Source organism: Pedococcus sp. KACC 23699, assembly GCF_045348425.1.
Classification (GTDB): domain Bacteria; phylum Actinomycetota; class Actinomycetes; order Actinomycetales; family Dermatophilaceae; genus Pedococcus.
Map to the genome: position 1 here is coordinate 2,904,032 of NZ_CP157483.1, position 20,782 is coordinate 2,924,813.

At 71.1% G+C, this 20,782-nt stretch carries 18 protein-coding genes; 9 read left to right on the top strand and 9 right to left on the bottom strand.

Annotation, left to right across the window (positions count from 1 at the left end):
* Window positions 1-43: 43 nt before the first annotated feature.
* The 3 genes from ABEG17_RS13710 to ABEG17_RS13720 are packed head-to-tail and all read right to left on the bottom strand — an operon-like array spanning window position 44 to window position 4,459.
* On the bottom strand, window positions 44-1,582 hold the full coding sequence (locus ABEG17_RS13710; protein WP_406830035.1) for an RtcB family protein: 1,539 nt from the start codon (window positions 1,580-1,582) through the stop codon (window positions 44-46).
* 7 nt (window positions 1,583-1,589) lie between these two features.
* Window positions 1,590-3,089: a polysaccharide biosynthesis protein gene (locus ABEG17_RS13715; RefSeq protein WP_406830036.1), complete on the bottom strand. Its 1,500-nt coding sequence runs from the start codon at window positions 3,087-3,089 to the stop codon at window positions 1,590-1,592.
* The gene (locus ABEG17_RS13720) at window positions 3,086-4,459 is read right to left on the bottom strand and encodes a DegT/DnrJ/EryC1/StrS family aminotransferase (RefSeq protein ID WP_406830037.1); all 1,374 of its coding nucleotides are present in this window, start codon (window positions 4,457-4,459) and stop codon (window positions 3,086-3,088) included. Before ABEG17_RS13720 ends, ABEG17_RS13715 begins: the two co-directional genes overlap by 4 nt.
* A gap of 482 nt (window positions 4,460-4,941) precedes the next feature.
* On the opposite strand from ABEG17_RS13720, the gene ABEG17_RS13725 reads away from it, so the two are divergent.
* Window positions 4,942-6,009 (top strand): 3-isopropylmalate dehydrogenase, encoded by a 1,068-nt coding sequence (locus ABEG17_RS13725; protein WP_406830038.1) that lies wholly within the window; start codon window positions 4,942-4,944, stop codon window positions 6,007-6,009.
* An 88-nt stretch (window positions 6,010-6,097) separates the two neighbouring features.
* Window positions 6,098-7,207: a branched-chain amino acid aminotransferase gene (locus tag ABEG17_RS13730; RefSeq protein ID WP_406830039.1), complete on the top strand. Its 1,110-nt coding sequence runs from the start codon at window positions 6,098-6,100 to the stop codon at window positions 7,205-7,207.
* A 56-nt stretch (window positions 7,208-7,263) separates the two neighbouring features.
* Here ABEG17_RS13730 and ABEG17_RS13735 read toward each other — a convergent pair whose 3' ends face one another.
* A complete protein-coding gene (locus ABEG17_RS13735) occupies window positions 7,264-7,995 on the bottom strand; it encodes a M50 family metallopeptidase (protein ID WP_406830040.1) in 732 nt (243 codons plus the stop codon).
* Between the two features lie 164 nt (window positions 7,996-8,159).
* Between ABEG17_RS13735 and ABEG17_RS13740 the strand changes: the two genes are divergently transcribed.
* The 5 genes from ABEG17_RS13740 to cimA all read left to right on the top strand — a co-directional run bounded on the left by ABEG17_RS13740 (window position 8,160) and on the right by cimA (window position 13,721).
* On the top strand, window positions 8,160-8,882 hold the full coding sequence (locus ABEG17_RS13740; protein WP_406830041.1) for a FadR/GntR family transcriptional regulator: 723 nt from the start codon (window positions 8,160-8,162) through the stop codon (window positions 8,880-8,882).
* 20 nt (window positions 8,883-8,902) lie between these two features.
* Complete coding sequence (locus ABEG17_RS13745; RefSeq protein WP_406830042.1) at window positions 8,903-10,270, top strand: glutamine synthetase family protein; 1,368 nt, start codon at window positions 8,903-8,905, stop codon at window positions 10,268-10,270.
* Window positions 10,271-10,353: 83 nt separating this feature from the next.
* Window positions 10,354-11,139: a 3-oxoacyl-ACP reductase gene (locus ABEG17_RS13750; protein ID WP_406830043.1), complete on the top strand. Its 786-nt coding sequence runs from the start codon at window positions 10,354-10,356 to the stop codon at window positions 11,137-11,139.
* On the top strand, window positions 11,136-11,867 hold the full coding sequence (locus ABEG17_RS13755) for a gamma-glutamyl-gamma-aminobutyrate hydrolase family protein (RefSeq protein ID WP_406830044.1): 732 nt from the start codon (window positions 11,136-11,138) through the stop codon (window positions 11,865-11,867). Before ABEG17_RS13750 ends, ABEG17_RS13755 begins: the two co-directional genes overlap by 4 nt.
* Before the next feature lie 273 nt (window positions 11,868-12,140).
* Window positions 12,141-13,721 (top strand): citramalate synthase, encoded by a 1,581-nt coding sequence (gene cimA / locus ABEG17_RS13760; protein ID WP_406830045.1) that lies wholly within the window; start codon window positions 12,141-12,143, stop codon window positions 13,719-13,721.
* A 363-nt stretch (window positions 13,722-14,084) separates the two neighbouring features.
* Here the strand turns inward: cimA and ABEG17_RS13765 are convergent, their stop codons facing one another.
* Window positions 14,085-15,650: a PAS domain S-box protein gene (locus ABEG17_RS13765; protein WP_406830046.1), complete on the bottom strand. Its 1,566-nt coding sequence runs from the start codon at window positions 15,648-15,650 to the stop codon at window positions 14,085-14,087.
* A gap of 101 nt (window positions 15,651-15,751) precedes the next feature.
* The gene (locus ABEG17_RS13770) at window positions 15,752-16,177 is read right to left on the bottom strand and encodes a response regulator (RefSeq protein ID WP_406830047.1); all 426 of its coding nucleotides are present in this window, start codon (window positions 16,175-16,177) and stop codon (window positions 15,752-15,754) included.
* Window positions 16,178-16,322: 145 nt separating this feature from the next.
* Between ABEG17_RS13770 and ABEG17_RS13775 the strand changes: the two genes are divergently transcribed.
* On the top strand, window positions 16,323-17,000 hold the full coding sequence (locus ABEG17_RS13775) for a response regulator (RefSeq protein WP_406830048.1): 678 nt from the start codon (window positions 16,323-16,325) through the stop codon (window positions 16,998-17,000).
* A 107-nt stretch (window positions 17,001-17,107) separates the two neighbouring features.
* On the opposite strand, the gene argG is transcribed toward ABEG17_RS13775, so the two are convergent.
* Both argG and ABEG17_RS13785 read right to left on the bottom strand, forming a co-directional pair.
* Window positions 17,108-18,529, bottom strand: a complete 1,422-nt coding sequence (gene argG / locus ABEG17_RS13780) for an argininosuccinate synthase (RefSeq protein ID WP_406830049.1) — start codon at window positions 18,527-18,529, stop codon at window positions 17,108-17,110.
* A gap of 59 nt (window positions 18,530-18,588) precedes the next feature.
* Complete coding sequence (locus ABEG17_RS13785) at window positions 18,589-19,497, bottom strand: 3-methyladenine DNA glycosylase (protein WP_406830050.1); 909 nt, start codon at window positions 19,495-19,497, stop codon at window positions 18,589-18,591.
* 71 nt (window positions 19,498-19,568) lie between these two features.
* On the opposite strand from ABEG17_RS13785, the gene ABEG17_RS13790 reads away from it, so the two are divergent.
* Window positions 19,569-20,519 (top strand): SGNH/GDSL hydrolase family protein, encoded by a 951-nt coding sequence (locus ABEG17_RS13790; RefSeq protein WP_406830051.1) that lies wholly within the window; start codon window positions 19,569-19,571, stop codon window positions 20,517-20,519.
* An 11-nt stretch (window positions 20,520-20,530) separates the two neighbouring features.
* Here the strand turns inward: ABEG17_RS13790 and ABEG17_RS13795 are convergent, their stop codons facing one another.
* Window positions 20,531-20,710: a hypothetical protein gene (locus ABEG17_RS13795; RefSeq protein WP_406830052.1), complete on the bottom strand. Its 180-nt coding sequence runs from the start codon at window positions 20,708-20,710 to the stop codon at window positions 20,531-20,533.
* Between the last annotated feature and the right edge of the window lie 72 nt (window positions 20,711-20,782).

Sequence of the window (20,782 nt, forward strand, 5' to 3'; positions counted from 1 at the left end):
GAGGGGAGCGGCTCACGGAGAGGGTGGGCGGCACCGTGATCCCCTAGTGCAGTACTGCGATGGGACGCATGCGGGCCACTGGACGCACCAGCTCGTGGCGACGGAGCACGTCGAGCGCCGCAGTGACGCCGTTGTCGTCGTAGTGGGCGACATCGGTGGGCGCCGCGTCGCTGTAGCGGAAGCGCAGGGTCTGGCGGCCCTGGGGGTCGGCCCCGGACAGGCCCCGCCGGACGAGGTCGGACACGACGGTGCCGGCACCGTGGCAGGCGGAGTGAAGGCTCCGGTCGGCGTGCTCGCCGGCCACCGCGAGGAAGCTCGAGGTGCGGTGGGTGCCGGGCAGGAGCACCGCCTGCCCGGTCTCTGCGAACGTCGTCCCCGCCGGCATCATGTCGGCGGTGTAGGCGCGGCAGGAGTTGTGACGGTGCACCACTCCTCGCCCGTCGCCGACCGGCTCCTCGTAGATGCTGTTGTGCGGCGAGTCCACCACCAGCCGGCCTGTCCCCCCACCGAAGCACTCGCTGGCCAGCCGGCGCAGGGAGGCGTACGTGGACACCCGGAAGGCGAAGCCGTAGTTCATCGCCGCCGCGTTGGCGAGCATCAGCCGCTGGCCCTCGTCGCTGTCGAGGCTGATCGGCGGGCAGCCGTCGGTGAAGTACAGGTCGAGGCGCTCACGCAGCGCCTGCCAGGAGCGGGCCGTGCGCAGGTGGAACAACGGCTTGAGCGCGAGGTTGACCGCCTTGACCTGGCGCGGGTAGTCCTTGCGCCGGGTGAACAACCGACCGATCTCACCGGCGAGCACCCCGCCACCGCCGTGGTACTGGACGGTGAGCTGGCCCTCATGCACCCCGAGACGCGACGCGGTCTCGGGGTCGAGGACCTCCTCGACGCGCTGGAGCTCCACGAAGTGGTTGCTGGGTCCCACGGTCCCGAACCGGAAGCGGGCCAGCTGGACCGCGAAGCCGGGGAGCTCCTTCTGCAACCGCTCGATGCCGCCGTACGGCTCGAGGTCCAGGCGTCCGCCCTCCTCGATGCGTTCGAGCTCCTCGGCCGGCAGGTCCCAGCGGTCGGCCCCGAACTCCGCACCGTGCTCGGCTGCCGACAGCACCTCGGTGGCGCTGAGCTCACGGCCGCCCTTGGTGGGGTAGGGGTAGCGCTCGCGGACCCCGCGCATGAAGCGCTCGACCGCGGCGGGGTCGGCGTCGTCGGAGTCCAGGGCGATCAGGGCCATGCCGCAGTTCACCGAGGACCCCGTGAGGTCGGGACGTATGGTGCCCCGGGTGGCGATGGCGACGCTGGACGGCAGCTCCATCTTCGACTTGTGGTGGAAGTCCGGGAGCACCACCGGGGGCGCGGCGAGGTCGGTGTCCTGCAGGCGCGACCGGACCTGGAGCAGGGCGTCCTGGTCGGCGGGCAGCAGGTGCTCGTCCTCGAACACGGTGGGCCCGGCGAGGATCTGGGCCTGGGTGGTCCGGGGGACCGGGGGACTCGTCATGGGTCGGCGCCTCGTCTGCTCGGTGGTGTAGTGCTCGGTGGTGTGCTGCACGGTGGTGGGGTGCTCGGTGGTCGAGGGTTCGGTGGTCATCGGTCGCTCAGTAGTCGTCGGGGTAGGGAGCGGCCAGCGCCGCGTGGGCCGGGACCGTCGGCGTGTACTCGGGCACCAGGGCCCGCAGGTGGGCGCGCACCTCGTCGGGGCGGTTGTGCTCGGCGCTCTCGTACAGGTCCTCGAGCCGGGCCCGGAACCAGGACGACGTCGTGGGCGGCTTGGCCCTGGCGATCCGGGCGTGCGCCGTCGGGTCGACGTCCTCGGTGGCGCCGAAGAGCTCTTCGTGGAGCTTCTCCCCGGGCCGGAGCCCGGTGAACTGGATGTCGACGTCACGGGCGTTGAGCATCACCGCGAACCGCTCGACGATGTCGACGATGCGCACCGGCTCTCCCATGTCGAGGACGAAGGTGCCGGGGCGCTCGCACATGTGGGCTGCCTCGAGCACGAGACCCACCGCCTCCTCGACGGTCATGAAGAACCGCGTCACGTCGGGGTGCGTCACCGTGACCGGACGACCGGAGGCGACCTGCTGCTTGATCACGTGCAGCAGCGACCCGCGGGAACCGAGCACGTTGCCGAACCGCACCGAGGCGAGCGAGGTCGTCGGGGAGTGCCGGTCGGCCAGCACCATCTCGGCCAGCCGCTTGGTCGCGCCCAGCACCGAGCTCGGGTCGGCGGCCTTGTCGGTCGAGATGAGGATCAGCTTCGACGCCCGGTGGGCGACCGCGGCCTCCACGAGGTTCTGCGTCCCGAGGACGTTGGACTTCACGCCCTCGCAGGGGTGGCGTTCCAGGACGGGGAGGTGCTTGAGGGCAGCCGCATGGAAGACGATCTCGGGCCGGTGCTCCCGAAACAGCTGGTGGATCCTGGGGCGGTCGCGGATGTCGGCCACCACCGTCTCGTCGGTGTCGAGCAGGCCACGGCCCGAGACCTCGAGCGTCAACCGGTGCAGGTTGGACTCGTCGTGGTCGAGCATCACCAGGCTGGCAGGGCCGAAGCCCTGGATCTGGCGGCACAGCTCGCTGCCGATCGACCCACCGGCGCCGGTCACGAGGACCCGTCGACCCGTGATGTCGTGAGCGGCTTCGCGACTCACGACGTGCATCTCGGCCCGGCCGATCAGTGGGCGCACCTGCAGGGACTGCATGTCGGTGCCGGCGACCTGGCGCTGGAGCGCGGACAGGAACGGTGGCAGGTGTCGCACGGACACGCCGCACGCCATCGCGCGGGCCCCGATGCTCTGGATCACGCTGGCGGGCAGCGAGGGGATCGCGATCACCAGGACCTCGGTGTGCGTCTCCTCCAGGACCCTCTCGAGGTCGCCCAACGTGCCCAGCACCGGACGTCGCGCGACCAGGGTGCGCAGCTTGAGCGGGTCGTCGTCGAGGAAGCCGATGGGGTCCAGCCCGAACGACGACACCCGGGCCAGGTCTCGCGTCAGCGCTCGACCGGCCTCACCCGCGCCCACCACCAGCGTCGTGAGGCCGGGGCGCGTCCTGCGCCGGGGGATGTTCACCTGGATGGGGCGACTGCTCAGCTGGGTCATGGGATCGTCCTGACGGCGGTGGCGATCGCAGCCGCGCCAGCGGCGGTGGCGATGCTGGCTGTGCTGGCTGCCCTGGTGATGCTGGCGGGAGTGGCAGCGGTGGGGACGACGCTCGAAACCCTCGAGGGCAGAGCAGCCGCGAGGACCTCGAGCACGCGCTCGACGTGGGCGTCGGTGAGGCACGGGTGCATGGGCAGCGACAGGGTCTGCTCGGCGAGCTGGTCGGCCCCCGGCATCGGTCGCGGCGTTCCGTAGGCGCCACGTGCGGCGGCGCTGAACTGGTGGGCGGGGATGAAGTGCACCGACACCCCGACCGAGTGCTCGCCCAGCACCTGGGCGACCTGGTCCCGCGTGGTCCCGGCCTCCTCGGTGACCCTGACGGCGTAGAGGTGCCAGGCGTGGGTGCCCTCGTGGGGGAGCGGGCGGTGCGGGGGAGCGAGGCCGACGAGGTCGGTCAGGCCCTCGTCGTACTGGCGGGCGATCTCGGCACGGCGGGCCTGCCACTCGCCGAGGTGGCGCAGCTGAGCCCGACCGATCGAGCCCTGGACGTCGGACATGTTGGCCTTGAGGCCCGGCTCGTGCACGTCGTAGCGCCACGACCCCCCGGGCTGGTAGCGACGCCAGGCATCGGCGGACATGCCGTGCAACCGGGAGCGTCTCCAGGCCTGCGCGAGGTCGGCGTCGTTGGTCGTGACCATGCCGCCCTCACCGATGGGGAGGTTCTTGGTCGCGTAGAAGCTGAAGCAGCTCGCGGCGGTGAGGCTCCCGACCGGTCTGGTGGAGCTGCGGGTGCCCACCGCGTGGGCCGCGTCCTCGACGACGCGGTCGAGGGGCAGGCCTGCGGCGCGGGCGAGGGCGGTGACGTCTGCCGGGTCACCGGCGTAGTGCACGACGACCATGGCGGCCGGGCGGTCTCCTTGCCGCCGCAGCCATGCAACGGCATCCGCGACGGTGGAGGGGGTGGTCAGCCCGGTGAGCGGCGAGACGTCGACCAGCACCGGTTGCAGCCCGGCGTGCAGGATCGCGTGGATCGCTCCACAGAACGTGTTCGTGGACGTCAGGACCGGCGCGCCCGGAGGCAGGCGCAGCGAGCGTAGGGCCAGCTCGATCCCCACCGTGCAGGAGCTGACGGCAACCGCGTGCGCGGCCTCCACGTCGGCGGCGAACTCCCGCTCGAAGGCGAGGACCTCGTTGCCGGTCGTGACCCAGCCGGACGCGAGCACCCGGTCCGCGGCCGCACGTGCCTCGGGCGAGATGAGGCACTGGGCGAACGGCACCGGCTCGGCTGCTCCCCAGCCTGCGGCTGCACTGTTGCGGCTGCTGCGGGAGGCGGACGGAATCGTCTCCGTGCGCGTTTCGAATCGAGGCATGTCTGAGGTCCCCTGCCGTTCCTCGGTTTACTGCGTGTTTGCCCTGCGTTCACTGCTTCGAGCACCGACGTTAGGCCTCGCTGGGAGACGTGGCGTCGAGTAAGCGGATGACGAGGGGTACGCCATCAGGGGGAGGTCCTGTCAGGGGCATTTTGCGTCGGTCCTCGGGCCAGAATGACCGAGGACGTCCCCTGGGTGCGAGCCCTGAAATGCCGCATTGATGGCGCAGATCAGTTGCTGCACAAGGGAATTCGCAACTCCCTCAAAGGTAGGAGTTGAGGAGGTGTGGAGGGCGCAGGCGCCGGCGAGGCGAAGCGCTCTCGGGTCCGCGGCAGCGCTCCGTCCACGTCGCCCTGGTGGACTGCGACCGTGCGGGGATGGGGTGGGGGTGGAGGCACGGTCGCCCGCGCCGGCTCGGATCCGATCGTTCGTCATGTGAGACGTCAGTATCAGCGTGCAAGACCGCTCATAGGGTGGTCCGCATGTCCAGCCACGTCTCCAGCACCGACACCGTCAACCTCGCCGTCATCGGCGGTGACGGAATCGGACCCGAGGTCGTCGCCGAGGGCCTGAAGGTGCTCGACGCGGTCACGAGGGGCGCCGGGCCCAAGATCGACACGACCGAGTACGACCTGGGCGCCCGTCGCTGGCACGCGACCGGCGAGACGCTGCCCGACTCGGTCCTCGATGAGCTGCGCGGTCACGACGCCATCCTGCTCGGGGCGATCGGTGACCCCACGGTGCCGAGCGGTGTCCTCGAGCGCGGTGTCCTGCTGCCGCTGCGGTTCGCGCTGCAGCACTACGTCAACCTGCGCCCGGCCAAGCTCTACCCCGGGGTCCAGAGCCCCCTGGCCGTGGAGCGCGTAGCCCCCGACGGCATCGACTTCGTCGTCGTCCGGGAGGGCACCGAGGGGCCCTACGTCGGGAACGGTGGGTCGCTGCGTACCGGCACCCCCCACGAGATCGCCACCGAGGTGAGCGTCAACACCAGGTTTGGCGTCGAGAGAGTCGTCCGGGATGCCTTCGCCCGAGCCGCTGCTCGTCCGCGCAAGCACCTGACGCTGGTCCACAAGCACAACGTCCTCACGCACGCCGGACACCTGTGGCGCCGCACGGTCGAGGAGGTCGGCGCCGAGTTCCCCGAGGTCGAGACCGCCTACCAGCACGTCGACGCGGCCACGATCTTCCTGGCCACCGACCCCGGGCGGTTCGACGTGATCGTCACCGACAACCTCTTCGGCGACATCATCACCGACATCGCCGCGGCCATCGCCGGCGGCATCGGCCTCGCCGCCAGCGGCAACATCAACCCCGAGGGGACGGCCCCCAGCATGTTCGAGCCGGTCCACGGCTCGGCCCCTGACATCGCCGGCCAGGGCAAGGCCGACCCGACCGCGACGATCCTGTCGGTGTCCATGCTGCTCGAGCACCTCGGCCGCACCGAGGAGTCGGCGCGGGTGGAGCGGGCGGTCGCGGCCGACCTCGCCGAGCGTGGGACGGGTGCACGCAGCACGACCGAGGTGGGCGACGCGATCGCCGCGCGCCTCTGAGCCGCCGCCGCACCTGAGTCTCCTGCCGGAGGTGCCGCCCCGGCGGGTAACCTCGGCAGGAGATCCGCAACGACGCAGGAGGACTCCCATGAGCCAGACCACCGCCCCGCTGACCTTCGAGGTCACCCGCCGCACCGATCTGCGGCCGGACGCGGAGCGCGAGGCGGTACTGGCCAACCCCGGTTTCGGCACCACCTTCACCGACCACATGGTCACCGCCACGTGGACCAAGGGGCAGGGGTGGCACGACGGCAAGGTCGCGGCATACGGGCCCATCACCCTCATGCCGTCCGCGGCCGTCCTGCACTACGCGCAGGAGATCTTCGAGGGCATGAAGGCCTACCGGCACGAGGACGGGTCGATCTGGACCTTCCGCCCGGAGGCCAATGCCCAGCGGATGATCCGCAGTGCCCGGCGGATGACCCTGCCCGAGCTGCCCGAGGAGGACTTCATCGCCTCGCTCAAGGCGCTCGTCGAGGTCGACCAGGCGTGGGTGCCCTCCGGCGCCGGCGGCGAGGCGAGCCTCTACCTGCGTCCCTTCATGTATGCGTCGGAGGCCTTCCTCGGCGTGCGTCCGGCCTCGGAGGTGACGTACTCCGTCATCGCGTCCCCGGCGGGGGCCTACTTCACCGGTGGCATCAAGCCGGTGACGCTCTGGCTCTCGATGGACTACGCCCGTGCGGGGGAGGGCGGCACCGGCGCGGCCAAGTGCGGCGGCAACTACGCCTCCAGCCTCGCCGGCCAGCTCGAGGGCATCGAGAACGGTTGCGACCAGGCGGTGTTCCTCGACGCCTCGACGCACACCTACGTCGAGGAGCTGGGTGGGATGAACCTCTTCTTCGTCACCCGCGACAACAAGCTCATCACTCCCGAGCTCACCGGCTCGATCCTCGAGGGCGTCACCCGGTCCTCGGTGCTGGAGCTCGCCAAGGAGATGGGCCTGGAGCCCGAGGAGCGCCGGATCCCCATCCAGGAGTGGAAGGACGGAGCGGCCAGCGGCGAGATCACCGAGATCTTCGCGTGCGGCACCGCAGCGGTCATCACACCTGTCGGGGAGCTGAAGTGGGATGGCGGCAGCTGTGACCACCGGCGGGGTGTGGACTACGGCGACGTGACCCGCAGCATCCGCGAGAAGCTCCTGGACATCCAGTACGGCCGCGCCGAGGACGTCCACGGCTGGCTCACCCGCCTGGTCTGACTGCCCGGTCTGACTGCTTGGTCTGACCTGCCCCCTCCGACCCGGGCGTCCGGGTCTCAGCCCATCCCCAGCAGGCCCCGTGCCGCCCACCAGCTGGACGCGGCCAGCACGGCGAGGAAGCTCGCGTTCCAGAGCCATCGCGGCACCGGGGTCAGGGTGGCGAGCACCGCCGGGTCCGAGCCGGCCCCGGGCTGTGACAGGACCGCGGCGAGGTGCTTCCAGGCGCCGACGAGCAGGAACGCGCCCGTCCCGAGCAGCACCCCGCCCTGCCAGCTGGGAGCTGCCCACCACCACAGGAGGGCGGTCACGGCCGTCAGCCCCAGCATCACGCCCGCGGTGTAGAGGGACCTGACGCGCACCAGGGAGACCAGGAGGATGGCGGAGGTCCCCGCGAGGACGGGTGCCGCCCAACCGCCGCCGGCCGCGTGCAGCGAGAACGCCCCCACGACGGCTGGGGCCGGGTAGCCGGACCACGTGCACAGGATCCGGCCCGGACCGCGGGCCCGGCCGACCGTGACGGCATGGCCCGACATGTCACCGCGCAGGACCAGCCCGGTGAACCGGCGACCGCACAACGTCCCGACGATGCCGTGGCCCAGCTCGTGGACCACGGTGACGCCCACCCTGGCCAGGGTCCACCAGGTCGGGACCAGGACGACTGCCACGACGATGGCGAGGACGACCACGACACCCGGTCCGTGGGGCACCGAGCCGGGGTCGGCGTGCAACCGGTCCGTCACCTGCGCCCAGAGGTCGGCGCCGCCCGTCGAGGTCAACAGCATCGTCATGTGCACCGGTTCATCCTGACGGGCACCAGGGCAAATGGTCCACCGGCAGGCCAATGGTGTGGTGCGTTTCGTCACCATGACCCGTGCGGCGCTGCGCGGTGAAGGGTGGAAAGGTGCTCTGGCGGACCATTGACGCTGGTGGTGGTGCGGTATTGGATCGGGGCGTGAGCGCCGCGCCCCACACCTCCCTGCCGCTCGTCGTCCTGCGCGCGAGTCCCGGCAATGCCTTCGAGGTGACCGTCGAACAGCTGGCGACCGCCATCCGGCTCGGGGTCTTCACCGAAGGCGAACAGCTGCCCCCGGAGCGTGAGCTCGCCGAGCGGCTCGGAGTCAGCCGCAGCACGTTGCGCGAGGCGATCGCGGCCCTTAGGGACTCGGGGCTGGTCACGACCCGTCGTGGTCGCGGTGGCGGCACGGTCGTCACCTACGTGGGGCTCGAGCCCGGGACAGGCCGGCACGACGTCCGCACGGGTGCGGTCCTCACCGACGCCCTGGACTTTCGTCGCGTCGTCGAACCGGGGGCCACCGCCCTCGCTGCGACGCGGACGTTGGCACCGGACCAGCGGGCCTGGCTGCTCGAGAGCGCCGAGGTAGCACGACAGGCGCCTGACAACGCCGCGCACCGACTGGCCGACAGCCGGCTGCACCTGGCGATCGCGACCCTGTCGGCGTCCCCGATGCTCATCGAGGCCGTGACCCGCGCCCAGTGGGCCCTGCACGAGCTGCTCTGCGCGATCCCCGTGCTGCCGACCAACATCGCCCACTCCAACGACCAGCACGACGCCGTGGTCTCGGCCATCCTCGGCGGTGACGCCGACCGGGCCAGGTCGGCGATGGAGGAGCACTGCGACGCCACCGCCGCCCTGCTGCGCGGACTGCTGGGCTGACGGACGACCAAGGAGGCACCGTGACGCACCCACCCCGACTGACGGTCGACGAGCTGAGGCAGGACATCGCGTCCGGCCGGGTGGACACCGTCGTGGTCGCCTTCACCGACATGCAGGGCCGCCTGCAGGGCAAGCGGATCCACGGCCAGTTCTTCCTCGACTCGGTCCTCGGGCACGGCACCGAGGGGTGCAACTACCTGCTCGCCGTCGACGTCGACATGAACACCGTCGACGGCTACGCCATCAGCTCCTGGGAGCAGGGCTACGGCGACATGATGTTCGACCTCGACCTGACGACGCTGCGCCGCACTCCCGGACAGCCCTACTCCGCCACGGTGCAGTGCGACCTGTCGTGGCTCGACGGCCGTGGTCCCGTCCGCCCCTCACCCCGGTCGGTGCTGCACACCCAGGTCGACGCGGTGGCCGAGCTCGGGTACGTCGCGCTGGCCGGCACCGAGCTCGAGTTCATCGTCTTCGAGGAGCCCTACGAGCAGGCCTGGGACCAGCGCTACCACGGGCTCACCGGCGCCAACCGCTACAACGTCGACTACTCCATCATGGGGGGCACGAGGGTCGAGCCCCTCCTGCGCGAGATCCGCAACGAGATGTATGCCGCGGGCGTCGCCGTGGAGTCCGCCAAGGGGGAGTGCAACCCGGGGCAGCACGAGATCGCGTTCCTCTACGACGAGGTCCTGCGGACGTGTGACAACCACGTCGTCTACAAGACCGCGGCCAAGGAGCTCGCGGCCCGGCACGGCAGGTCGCTCACCTTCATGGCGAAGTTCGACGAGCGCGAGGGCAGCTCCTGCCACATCCACCTCTCCCTGCGGGGCAAGGACGGCGAGGCGGTGTTCGCCGACGACTCTCGTGAGGGTGGCCGCTCCGAGCTCTTCGAGCACTTCGTCGCCGGGCTGCAGGTGACCATGCGGGAGCTGTCCCTGCTCTACGCCCCGAACATCAACTCCTACAAGCGGTTCCAGCCCGGATCGTTCGCTCCCACGGCTGTCGCGTGGGGCACCGACAACCGCACCTGCGCGCTGCGGGTGGTCGGTCACGGGCACGGCCTGCGCGTCGAGAACCGCGTTCCCGGTGGAGACGTCAACCCCTACCTCGCCGTCGCCGGGATGATCGCCGGGGGACTGCACGGCATCCGTGAGCAGATCCCGCTCGAGGAGGCCTTCGCCGGCAACGCCTACAGCTCCGGGAAGGACCGCGTGCCCACGACCCTGCACGAGGCCCGCGACCTGTTCCTCGGCTCGAGCGTCGCCCGAGCCGCGCTCGGCGACGACGTCGTCGAGCACTACGCCCACGCCGCGGACGTCGAGCTCGCGGCATACGACGCTGCCGTGACCGACTGGGAGCGGATCCGGGGGTTCGAGCGACTGTGAGCCAGACCCAGCACGATGTCGTCGACGACCACCTCGAGGAACCGACCGACAGCATCTCCACCGACTCCTGAGAGGGACCCCAGATGTCAGGCACGACAGGCACGGCAGGCAGGCTCGAGGGCAAGGTCGCCGTCGTCACCGGAGGGTGCAGCGGCATCGGGCTGGCGACGGTCCGACGGTTTGCCCAGGAGGGCGCGAAGGTCGTCATCGGTGACCTCGACGACGCAGCGGGCGAGGGCATCGCGGCGGAGCTCGGCGGCGCCTACGTCCACTGCGACGTCACGGATCCGGACCAGGTGGAGACGCTGTTCGCGACGGCCAAGGAGCGGTTCGGCAGTGTCGACGTCGCCTTCAACAACGCCGGCATCTCCCCGCCCGACGACGACTCGATCCTCACCACGGGCCTCGACGCGTGGCGACGGGTCCAGGAGGTCAACCTCACGAGCGTCTACCTGTGCTGCAAGGCGGCGCTGCCCCACATGCTCGAGCAGGGGAAGGGGTCGATCATCAACACGGCATCGTTCGTCGCCGTGATGGGCGCGGCGACCAGCCAGATCTCGTACACCGCGAGCAAGGGCGGTGTGCTGTCGATGTCGCGTGAGCTCGGCGTGCAGTTCGCCCGCCAGGGGGTGCGCGTCAACGCACTGTGCCCCGGTCCGGTGAACACCCCGCTGCTCCAGGAGCTGTTCGCCAAGGACCCCGAGCGGGCGGCCCGGCGGATGGTGCACATCCCCGTGGGGCGTTTCGCCGAGCCCGACGAGATCGCGTCCGCCGTGCTGTTCCTCGCCAGCGACGAGTCGAGCTTCATCACCGCCTCGCAGTTCCTCGTCGACGGTGGAATCAGCGGTGCCTACGTGACGCCGTTGTGAGGAGCGCACGGCCCGTCGTCGGGCTCACCTGCTACGTCGAGCCGGTCACCCGGGGCCCTTGGCAGGACCAGCCGAGCGCCACCGTGCCGCACGCCTACGTGGAGAAGCTCGAGCGGGCGGGCGCACTGGTCCTGGTCGTCCCGCCGCGCCCCGATGCAGACGCCGCCCTCGCCCTGGAGGTGCTGGCGAGGCTGGACGCACTGGTGATCGCCGGTGGGGCGGACGTCGACCCGGCGCACTACGGGCAGGACCCCCATCCCTCGGTGCAGGACCCTCGCGCCGACCGGGATGCCATGGAGCTCGCCCTCGCGGCCGCTTCGGCCGAGACGGGGACGCCGCTGTTGGGGATCTGTCGAGGCATGCAGGTGATGGCAGTGGCAGCGGGTGGTCTGGTCGAACAGCACCTGCCCGACCGCGTCGGGCACGACGAGCACCTGCCGGGCGACGGCGTGTACGGCGAGCACGCCGTGACGACCGTGGCAGGCACCCGCCTGCGTCGGCTCCTGGGCGAGGACACCACGGTGCCGTGCTACCACCACCAGTCGGTGCTGACCCATCCGGGCTTCGTCGCCTCGGCGTGGGCCGCTGACGGGACCCTGGAGGCCATGGAGGACCCCGGTGCCGCGTTCCGCCTCGCCGTCCAGTGGCATCCCGAGATGGGCGAGGACCCGCGACTGTTCGATGCGCTGGTGTCGGGGGCCCGACTCCACCGCACCGGACAGAAGTGACCACGATCCGGAACGAGGGTTCAACCGGCGGACACGGCGTGCCACAGTGATCCCGTGACCTCCTGGCACATGGCGACCACCATGGTGATTATCGACTAGCGCGACGAGACCTCCTCGTCGCGCAGACCTCCCACACCCGGGGGGTCTTTTGCTTTGTCAGGACCTCCTGGCGGCCACCATCCCCGGTCGTCGGAGGCGCGACAGGGGAGAATGAACCACCAGGACCGCAGAGCACGACCCGACTGCCCAGCTGACCCGACGGGAACCACCACGATGAGCGACCTGCACGTCTACGACACGACCCTGCGCGACGGAGCGCAGCAGGAGGGGCTCAACCTCTCGGTGTCGGACAAGCTCGCCATCGCGGCGCACCTCGACGAGCTCGGCGTCGGGTTCATCGAGGGTGGCTGGCCGGGTGCGAACCCCAAGGACACGGAGTTCTTCGCGCGGGCCCAGCACGAGCTGCGCCTGCGGCATGCCACCCTCGCGGCGTTCGGGGCGACCAGGCGGGCCGGCGGTCGCGCGGCCACCGACCCGCTGGTCCGCGCCCTCGTCGACTCCGGCGCCCCCGTGGTCACCCTCGTGGCCAAGTCGCACGTCCGGCACGTCGAGACCGCGCTGCGCACCACCCTGGAGGAGAACCTCGACATGGTGCGTGACACCGTCTCCTTCCTGGCCGGAGAGGGCCGGCGCGTGTTCCTCGACGCGGAGCACTTCTTCGACGGGTATGCCGCGGACCGCGGCTATGCCCTCGAGGTCGTCCGGGCGGCGATGGAGTCCGGCGCAGAGGTGGTCGCCCTCTGCGACACCAACGGCGGGATGCTCCCCGACCAGATCGCCGACGTCGTCGCCGACGCGGTGGGCAGCACCTCGGCGCGCGTCGGCATCCACTGCCACAACGACACGGGCTGCGCCGTGGCCAACTCGATGGCCGCCGTCGACGCCGGTGCGACGCACGTCCAGGGCACCATCAACGGCTACGGCGAGCGCACCGGCAACGCCGACCTGCTGACCGTGGTCAGCAACCTCCAGATCAAGCGTGGGCTGCCCCTGCTCGAGAACGGTCGACTCCGTGAGGCGACGCGGATCGCCCACTCCATCAGCGAGATCACGAACGTCCCGCCCTACAGCCGCCAGCCCTACGTCGGCGCCAGCGCGTTCGCGCACAAGGCCGGCCTGCACGCCAGCGCGATCCGGATCGACCCCGGCCTCTACCAGCACACCGACCCCATGAGCGTCGGCAACGACATGCGGATGCTGGTGTCCGACATGGCCGGTCGCGCCAGCATCGAGCTCAAGGGTCGCGAGCTCGGCTACGACCTGTCGGGCAACGACGAGCTGCTCAGCGGCGTGCTGGCCAAGGTGAAGGACCTCGAGCTGCGCGGCTACACCTTCGACGCGGCGGACGCGTCGTTCGAGCTGTTGCTGCGCCGGGAGGTGGAGGGCAAGGGCTTCGACTTCTTCGCCGTCGAGTCGTGGCGCGTCATCACCGACGCCCGTGGGGACGAGGACGCTTTGTCCGAGGCCACCGTCAAGGTCGTCGCCGGTGGCGAACGGGTCGTCGCGACCGGCGAGGGCAACGGACCGGTCAACGCCCTCGACCACGCCCTGCGCCAGGCCCTCAGCCCGGCCTACCCGGAGCTGGCCAAGCTGGAGCTCATCGACTTCCGGGTGCGCATCCTCGACGCCGCGCACGGCACCGACGCCGTGACGCGGGTGCTCATCGAGACCTCGGACGGTACGACGTCCTGGGAGACCATCGGCGTGGCCGGCAACATCCTCGAGGCCTCGTGGCAGGCGCTGGTCGAAGCCGTCACCTACGGGCTCGTCCGGGCCGGCGTCCCCGTCCGGTAGGGCGGGCGCTGCCAACCGGCTCCCAACTGGGGCCGGACTGGACCGGACATGGGACGAGCACCGATCGGCCACGGTGCAGGGGGGATGGGCCGAACGGTGCTCGTCGCTGTGGCCTCCTGTGCACGTGAAGTGGGGGGATCACCGGAGGACGTGCCATCAGTCTTGCGCACGACGCGTTGGGCGGACCCGATGCGTGCGTCGCATCTTTCCTAGTGCATCGACACCAGGGCAGACCGTGACGAACCGGACCGACCCTGGGGGAAGTCGAGCGCCGACCGGCCCTCAGGGGACGCGGACCGGTCGGCGTGTACCCACCTTGCCTGAGCGAAGAACACCGGGCCCGGTGCCCCGGGGGCATCTCGTCTAGTGCGCAGGCACCTGATCGGCGCCCTCGGCCGCCCCGACGTCCGAGCCGAAGCCGGGACCGGTGCTCCGGCTGGCACGAAGGGCCAGGCCGAGGCCCGCCCCCAGACCCGGGAGGCCGGTCGGGGTCGCACCCGGGCCCGGGAGCCAGAGGGACACCAGGGTGCCGCCCCGGGGGCTGTCGCCGATGGTGCACCGACCGCCGGCGAGGGTGGCGCGGTCACGCATGCCGGAGATGCCGCGGTGACCGGGCGCCGACCCGAGCAGCGCCTGCTGCGGGCCAACGCCGTCGTCGTGGACGTCGACCTGCAGGCCGCCGTCGACACCGGTCACGGTCACGACGACCTCGTGCGCCTGCGCGTGCTTCAGCGCGTTGACGAGCGCCTCCTTGGCGATGCGGTAGGCCACCGCCCGCGTGGCTTCCGGCATCGCAGGCTCGGCGCTGCCGTCGACCCGGCCACGCAGGCCGGTGCCCTCGAAGATCTCGTCGATGGCCCGGGTGAGGGCCCCGGCCAGCCCGCCCTCGGCGAGGTTCGGCGGCTCGAGGTCGAACAACAAGGACCGCAGGCGGTCGGTGGCCCCGCTGACCGTCTCCTGCAGGCCGTCGAGCTCCGGCAGCAGGTCCGGCGCCCGTTCGCGCAGCCTCCGACGGAGCAGGCCCATGCGCAGGTCGACGGCGGCCACGGCCTGCACCGGGTCGTCGTGCACATCGGCGGCGATGCGTGCGCGCTCGACGTCCTGGGCGTCGACCAGACGGGTGAGCAGGGCGGTGCGTTGCTCGACGAGATCGGTCATGAGGGTGTCGGCGGCCACGCGCTCGGAGATGTCGCGTTGCACCGTGGCCAGGGCGAACGGCTCACCGGTGACGCTGTCGAACATGAGGAAGCTCGCCACGGCGACCGGGATGGCGCTGCCGTCCCGGCGCTTCAACGTCGTCTCACCCTCGAAGTGCCCGTCGCGGACGACGGCGGGCTGCTCCACCTCGAGAGAGAGGGCGATGCCCTCCGGGGTGAGGTAGTCGGCGATCGTCGTGGCCGTGACGTCGGTGTCGGGCGCCATGTCGATCAACCTGCGGCCGCCGGGGTTGACGTACTGCACGGTGCCGTCCAGCGCCGCGATGGCGATGAAGTCGGGGGAGGCCTCGACGAGGGCCTTGAACCGGCTGAGGTCGGCGGCGAGCTCGACGGAGCGGCTGCGGTTGGTCCGGGCCTCGGCCTCGGCCCGGCGCTGCTCGGTCACGTCGGTGGCGACCCCCACCGACCCGGTGAACCTTCCTTGGTCGTCGAGCACGGGCTCGAAGGCGATGGCCAGCCTGCGCCCGTGGAAGTCCCGCTCGCCGTGGAACCTCTCGCCCGCGAGGGCGTGCTCGAGGGCCTCGGTGCCCAGCGGGTCGTCACGGTAGATCTCGCGGAAGTTCCGCCCCACCAGCTCGCCGGGGGCGTAGCCGATCGCAGCCAACCCCGGGCCGATCGACAGGGTGCACACGCCAGAGGCATCCATCCCGAAGATCACCTGGGGGCCGACCTCGACGCCACCGTCCGTCGAGAGCCATGCGTCGTGCGTCATCAGGCGGTCCCCTCACCGTGTGCCCGCGCCGTCCTCCGGGAGCGAGTGCGCCCCATGGTAGGCATCAGAGAGGTCCGGCACCACGGGGTGCGGTGGCGGCGTCAGCCGTCGACGAGCAGGCGCAGCGCCCCTGCCCCGGACCCGGTGGCCAACACCACCTCGCCCGCGGCGCACTGGGCCAGCACCTCGGGGAGGGTCTCGCCGATCCGGCCCTTGGTGAGGTAGCCGACGGCCCCGGCCCGCACCATGGCAGCGACGGTGCTCACCGTGGTCTCGGCGGACACCGCGACCACCGCCGGCGGTGAGGGCAGTGAGTGGAAGGCCGTCACCGCTGACGGGCCGCCCCCGGGCATGCGGACGTCCAACAGGGCGACGTCGACGTCGTGCTCCCTGGCGAGCTGCAGGGCGTCGTCGCCGTTGGTGGCGGTCCCGACCACGGTGAACCGCTCGTCGGACGCCACGACGTGGACCATGGCGGCCAGCATCTGGGGATGGTCGTCGGCGATGAGCACACGGACGCGGGACACGAACCTGCCTGTCCTGGGGAGGGTGGGACGACGGCGGTCACGACGGCGCCAAGGTGTCCATGGTCCCGCCGACACCTCCGATTTCGGCGGTGCGCGCGCGCTGCGTCGCCTAGTGCATGGATACTAGGCGCCGGGAGGAGGGGAAATGACCGAAGCTGATGCCGTGCACCCTGGTGCGCGGAGCGAGCCCATCCGCGTGCTCATCGTCGACGACCACGAGGTGATGGCCGCGAGCCTCGCCCGGGTCCTGGACGACGAGCCCGACCTCGTGAGCGTGGGCCTGGCCTCGTCGCTGGCCCAGGCCCGTGCCCGCGTGCAGACCTCCGCCCCGGACGTCCTCGTCCTCGACCGGCGACTGCCCGACGGTGACGGGGTCGAGGCGATCAGGGACCTCAAGGCGCTGCGCCCGAGCATGAACATCCTCGTCCTCACCGGGTCGAGCTCGGACGACGTCCTGGTGCGAGCCCTGGAGGGCGGTGCCGCGGGTTTTCTCTCCAAGACGCGCAGCCTCGGCGAAGTGACCTCCGCCGTCCGTGCGGCGGCCGCGGGGGAGGCGTCGGTCTCCTCCGAGATGCTGGCCCGCCTGCTGCCGAGGCTGACGCGGGTCAGTGCCCCCACGCCGACGCTGACGCGGCGGGAGGAGGAGGTCCTCGCGATGCTCGCGCAAGGACTGTCCAACGCGGCGATCGCGGCGGAGCTGACGGTGAGCGTCAACACCGTCCGCAACCACGTGTCCAACCTGTCGGCCAAGCTCGGCGCCCACAGCAAGCTCGAGGCGATGTCCATCGCCATCCAGCGCGGCCTGCTCGCCCCGCCCCAGTAGCACCAGCGAGTCCCGGATCCCCACTGCGCAAAACGCCGGTTGCGCGGCAACCCGCGGGACAACCACCCGAGGTATGCCGCGCAACCGGCGTTCTGTGGGTGGCTGGGTCAGTCGGTGCCGGACTCGATCGCTGCGCGGTCGAGGGCCTCGTCACCGTCCGACAGGGCAGCGGGGTTGGACGAGATGGCCTTGGCGCCGCCGGGTTCGAGGTCGCCGACCAGGGCCTGGTGGCGCGCGACGAGCTGGCCCTGCGCGGCATACAGCTCGAGCTTGGCGCGCGAGTCCGCGATGTCGAGGTTGCGCATGGTCAGCTGGCCGATCCGGTCGACGGGACCGAAGGCCGCACCTTCCGTGCGCTCCATGGAGAGCTTCTCGGGGTGGTAGCTGAAGGCGGGCCCGGTGGTGTCGATGATCGAGTAGTCCTCGCCACGACGCAGCCGCAGCGTGACCTCACCGGTGACGGCCGAGGCGACCCAGCGCTGCAGCGACTCGCGCAGCATCAGCGACTGCGGGTCGAGCCAGCGTCCTTCGTAGAGCAGGCGTCCGAGGCGACGACCCTCCGCGTGGTAGTTGGCGATGGTGTCCTCGTTGTGGATCGCGTTGAGGAGGCGCTCGTAGGTGATGTGCAGCAGGGCCAGGCCGGGCGCCTCGTAGATGCCACGGCTCTTGGCCTCGATGATGCGGTTCTCGATCTGGTCGGACATGCCCAGGCCGTGGCGGCCACCGACCGTGTTGGCCTCGTCGACCAGCGCGACCGGGTCGCCCCCGAAGTCGTTGCCGTTGATGGCGACCGGACGGCCCTGCTCGAACCGCACGGTGACGTCCTCGGCGGCGATCGAGACCGACTCGTCCCAGAACCGGACGCCCATGATGGGTTCGACGGTCTCCATGCTCTCGTTCAGGTGCTCGAGCGTCTTCGCCTCGTGGGTGGCGCCCCAGATGTTGGCGTCGGTGGAGTAGGCCTTCTCGGTGCTGGCGCGGTAGGGGAGGTCGCGGGCCGTGAGCCACTCCGACATCTCCTTGCGGCCGCCGAGCTCGGTGACGAAGTCGGCGTCGAGCCAGGGCTTGTAGATCCGCAGGGACGGGTTGGCCAGCAGGCCGTAGCGGTAGAACCGCTCGATGTCGTTGCCCTTGTAGGTCGATCCGTCGCCCCAGATGTCGACGCCGTCGTCCTTCATCGCGCGCACGAGCAGCGTGCCGGTGACGGCGCGGCCCAACGGCGTGGTGTTGAAGTAGGTGCGGCCGCCACTGCGGATGTGGAAGGCGCCGCACGCGATCGCGGACAGGCCCTCCTCCACGAGCGGGCTGCGGCAGTCGACGAGCCGGGCGAGCTCGGCACCGTACTGTCCCGCGCGGTCGGGGACGGTGTCGATCTCGGGCTCGTCGTACTGGCCGAGGTCGGCGGTGTAGGTGCAGGGGATTGCCCCCTTCTCGCGCATCCAGGCGACTGCGACAGAGGTGTCCAGACCGCCTGAGAAGGCGATCCCGACACGTTCACCAACGGGCAGGGACGTCAGAACTTTGGACACGCCGCCCAGAGTAGAGGCACCACCACCGCCCTCACGAAACGGACCAGCAGGCGGTCGGGTCAGCCGGCGGAGTGCGTCACGGCGTCGATGGCGGCGACGAGACGGGTGCGCAGCGCCTGGCCGCGCTCGGCGAACCCGCGCTGCGCGGCGGCATACTCGGCTCGTCCGGCCGGGGTCTCGATCCGCACGGGGTCGTAGCCGAGGGCGCTGAGGTCGTAGGGGGACGCCCGCATGTCGAGCTCGCGGATCGCCCGGGCGTGGTCGAAGCAGTCGAGCACGAGCTCACCGGGGACTGCGGGCGCGAGCTTCATCGCCCACTTGTAGAGGTCCATCCCGGCATGGAGGCACCCCGGCTGCTCGAGGGCGACCTGGGTCTCCCGCGTCGGCTGGAGGAGGTTGAGGGAGCGCGCTGGTGGCGTGTAGAAGCGGAACGCGTCGAAGTGGGTGCACCTGATCTGCTGGCCGCGCACGACGTCGTCGGTGCCCTCGGCGCCCAGCCGCAGCGGCCAGTCGGAGTGGCGCACCTGCTCCGGTGTCAGCTGGTAGACCATGGCCCACTCGTGCAGGCCGAAGCAGCCCAGCTGCGCCGGTCGGTCCGCGGTGGCGGTCAGCAGCTGCCTCACGAACTCGACGGTGCGGCCGCGCTGCTCGAGGTATGCCGCGACGTCCAGCTCGACGTCGTGGCCCACCACCCGGTAGTGCTTCCACTGCGCCCGTGGCAGGTCGGCCGCGTCCTCGAGCCGCACGCCCGGCCCCGGGTGCCAGCGACGCAGCAGGGCCGGCCGGAAGGGGTAGTAGGTGAAGAGGAAGTCCTCGACGGGGTGCGCCACCTGGTCGCCGCGGCGCGCGCGGTGGCCGGCGGTGGCGTCGTTCGCGCGGCGCCCGTGGGCGGCCTCCAGCGCCTGCCAGCGCGTCCGCGCCAACGGCCCGGTCGGTCTCGTCACTGCCTGCGTCACCACGGTCTCCATCGCCGCAGCAGGGTAACCCGGCACAGGTGGCGCCCAACCATCCGTGGCACCGTGGTGCCATGAGTGGTGCCGTGAGCAGACGCAACCTGGTCGCGGTCCTGGTCGCGCTGGCGCTGCTGGTCGGCGCAGGGGCCGTCGTGGGGTTCACGACCGGCACGGTCGGGCGGGTGCTCGGCGACGAGGCACCGCGCGCGGCCACCGCCGGCTCGAGGACCAGGTCGCCGGCCGCGCCGTCTGCGAGCTCGAGGACGACGTCGCCGGTCGTGCCGCCTGTCCTGCCTTCACCCGGGTACTACCTCGCGCTCGGCGACTCGCTCGCCGCGGGCTTCCAGAACGGGGTGGACCACCGCACGGAGGGCTACGTCGGCGCCGTACGCAAGGCCGTCGACAAGCGCCACCAGGGCCCCACCGAGCTGGTCAACCTCGCCTGTTCCGGTGAGACGACGACCACGATGCTCGACGGTGGCGGGTGCACCTACGACCGCGGCACCCAGCTGGCCGAGGCCGAGAAGTTCCTGCACGACCATGCGGGGCAGGTGCAGCTGGTGACCCTGGACATCGGCGGCAACGACGTCGCCCGCTGCGGGTTCGGCGGGCTGAAGCCGTCGTGCACGACTCCCGCGCTGGCGACCCTGTCCGGCAACCTGCCCCAGATCACGAGCCGGCTGCGCAAGGCCGCCCCGGGGGTGCAGGTCGTCGTCCTCAACTACTACGACCCGTTCCTCGTGCTCGACCTGCTGGGGAGCTCAGGACTGGGTCAGACGTCGGTGACCGAGCTGGCCAAGGTCAACGGTGTGATCGCCAAGAGCGCGAGGACCAGCAGTGCCCAGGTGGCCGACGTGGCGTCGGCGTTCCAGACGACGGTCAGGACGCCCATGACGGTCACCGACATCGGGAAGGTCCCGACCAACCTGGCCCGGATCCTGCAGTGGACGTGGATGGCCCCGCCGCGCTTCGACTTCCACGCCAACGACACGGGGTATGCCGTGATGGCACGGGCCGTGGTGGCGCAGCTGCGCTGACGGCGAGCCGGTCAGGCGCGGTGCGCCTCGACGTCGTGCAGCACGCGGTCGACGTCGTGGTCGAGGTCGGTGAAGGCGATGGAGGAGTCTGCGCCGTGGGGCGCAGGGGGAAGGGCCCAGGTCCGACGGTGGTGCCGTTCGAGGGCGACGACGAGGGAGGTGACGAGGGCCAGGAGCAGGATGATGGTCATGTCTGTAATCATGCGCTCGCCACGATCCAGCCACTACTGGCAGAACTGACGGCGAAGGGCTGTTTCCTGCCA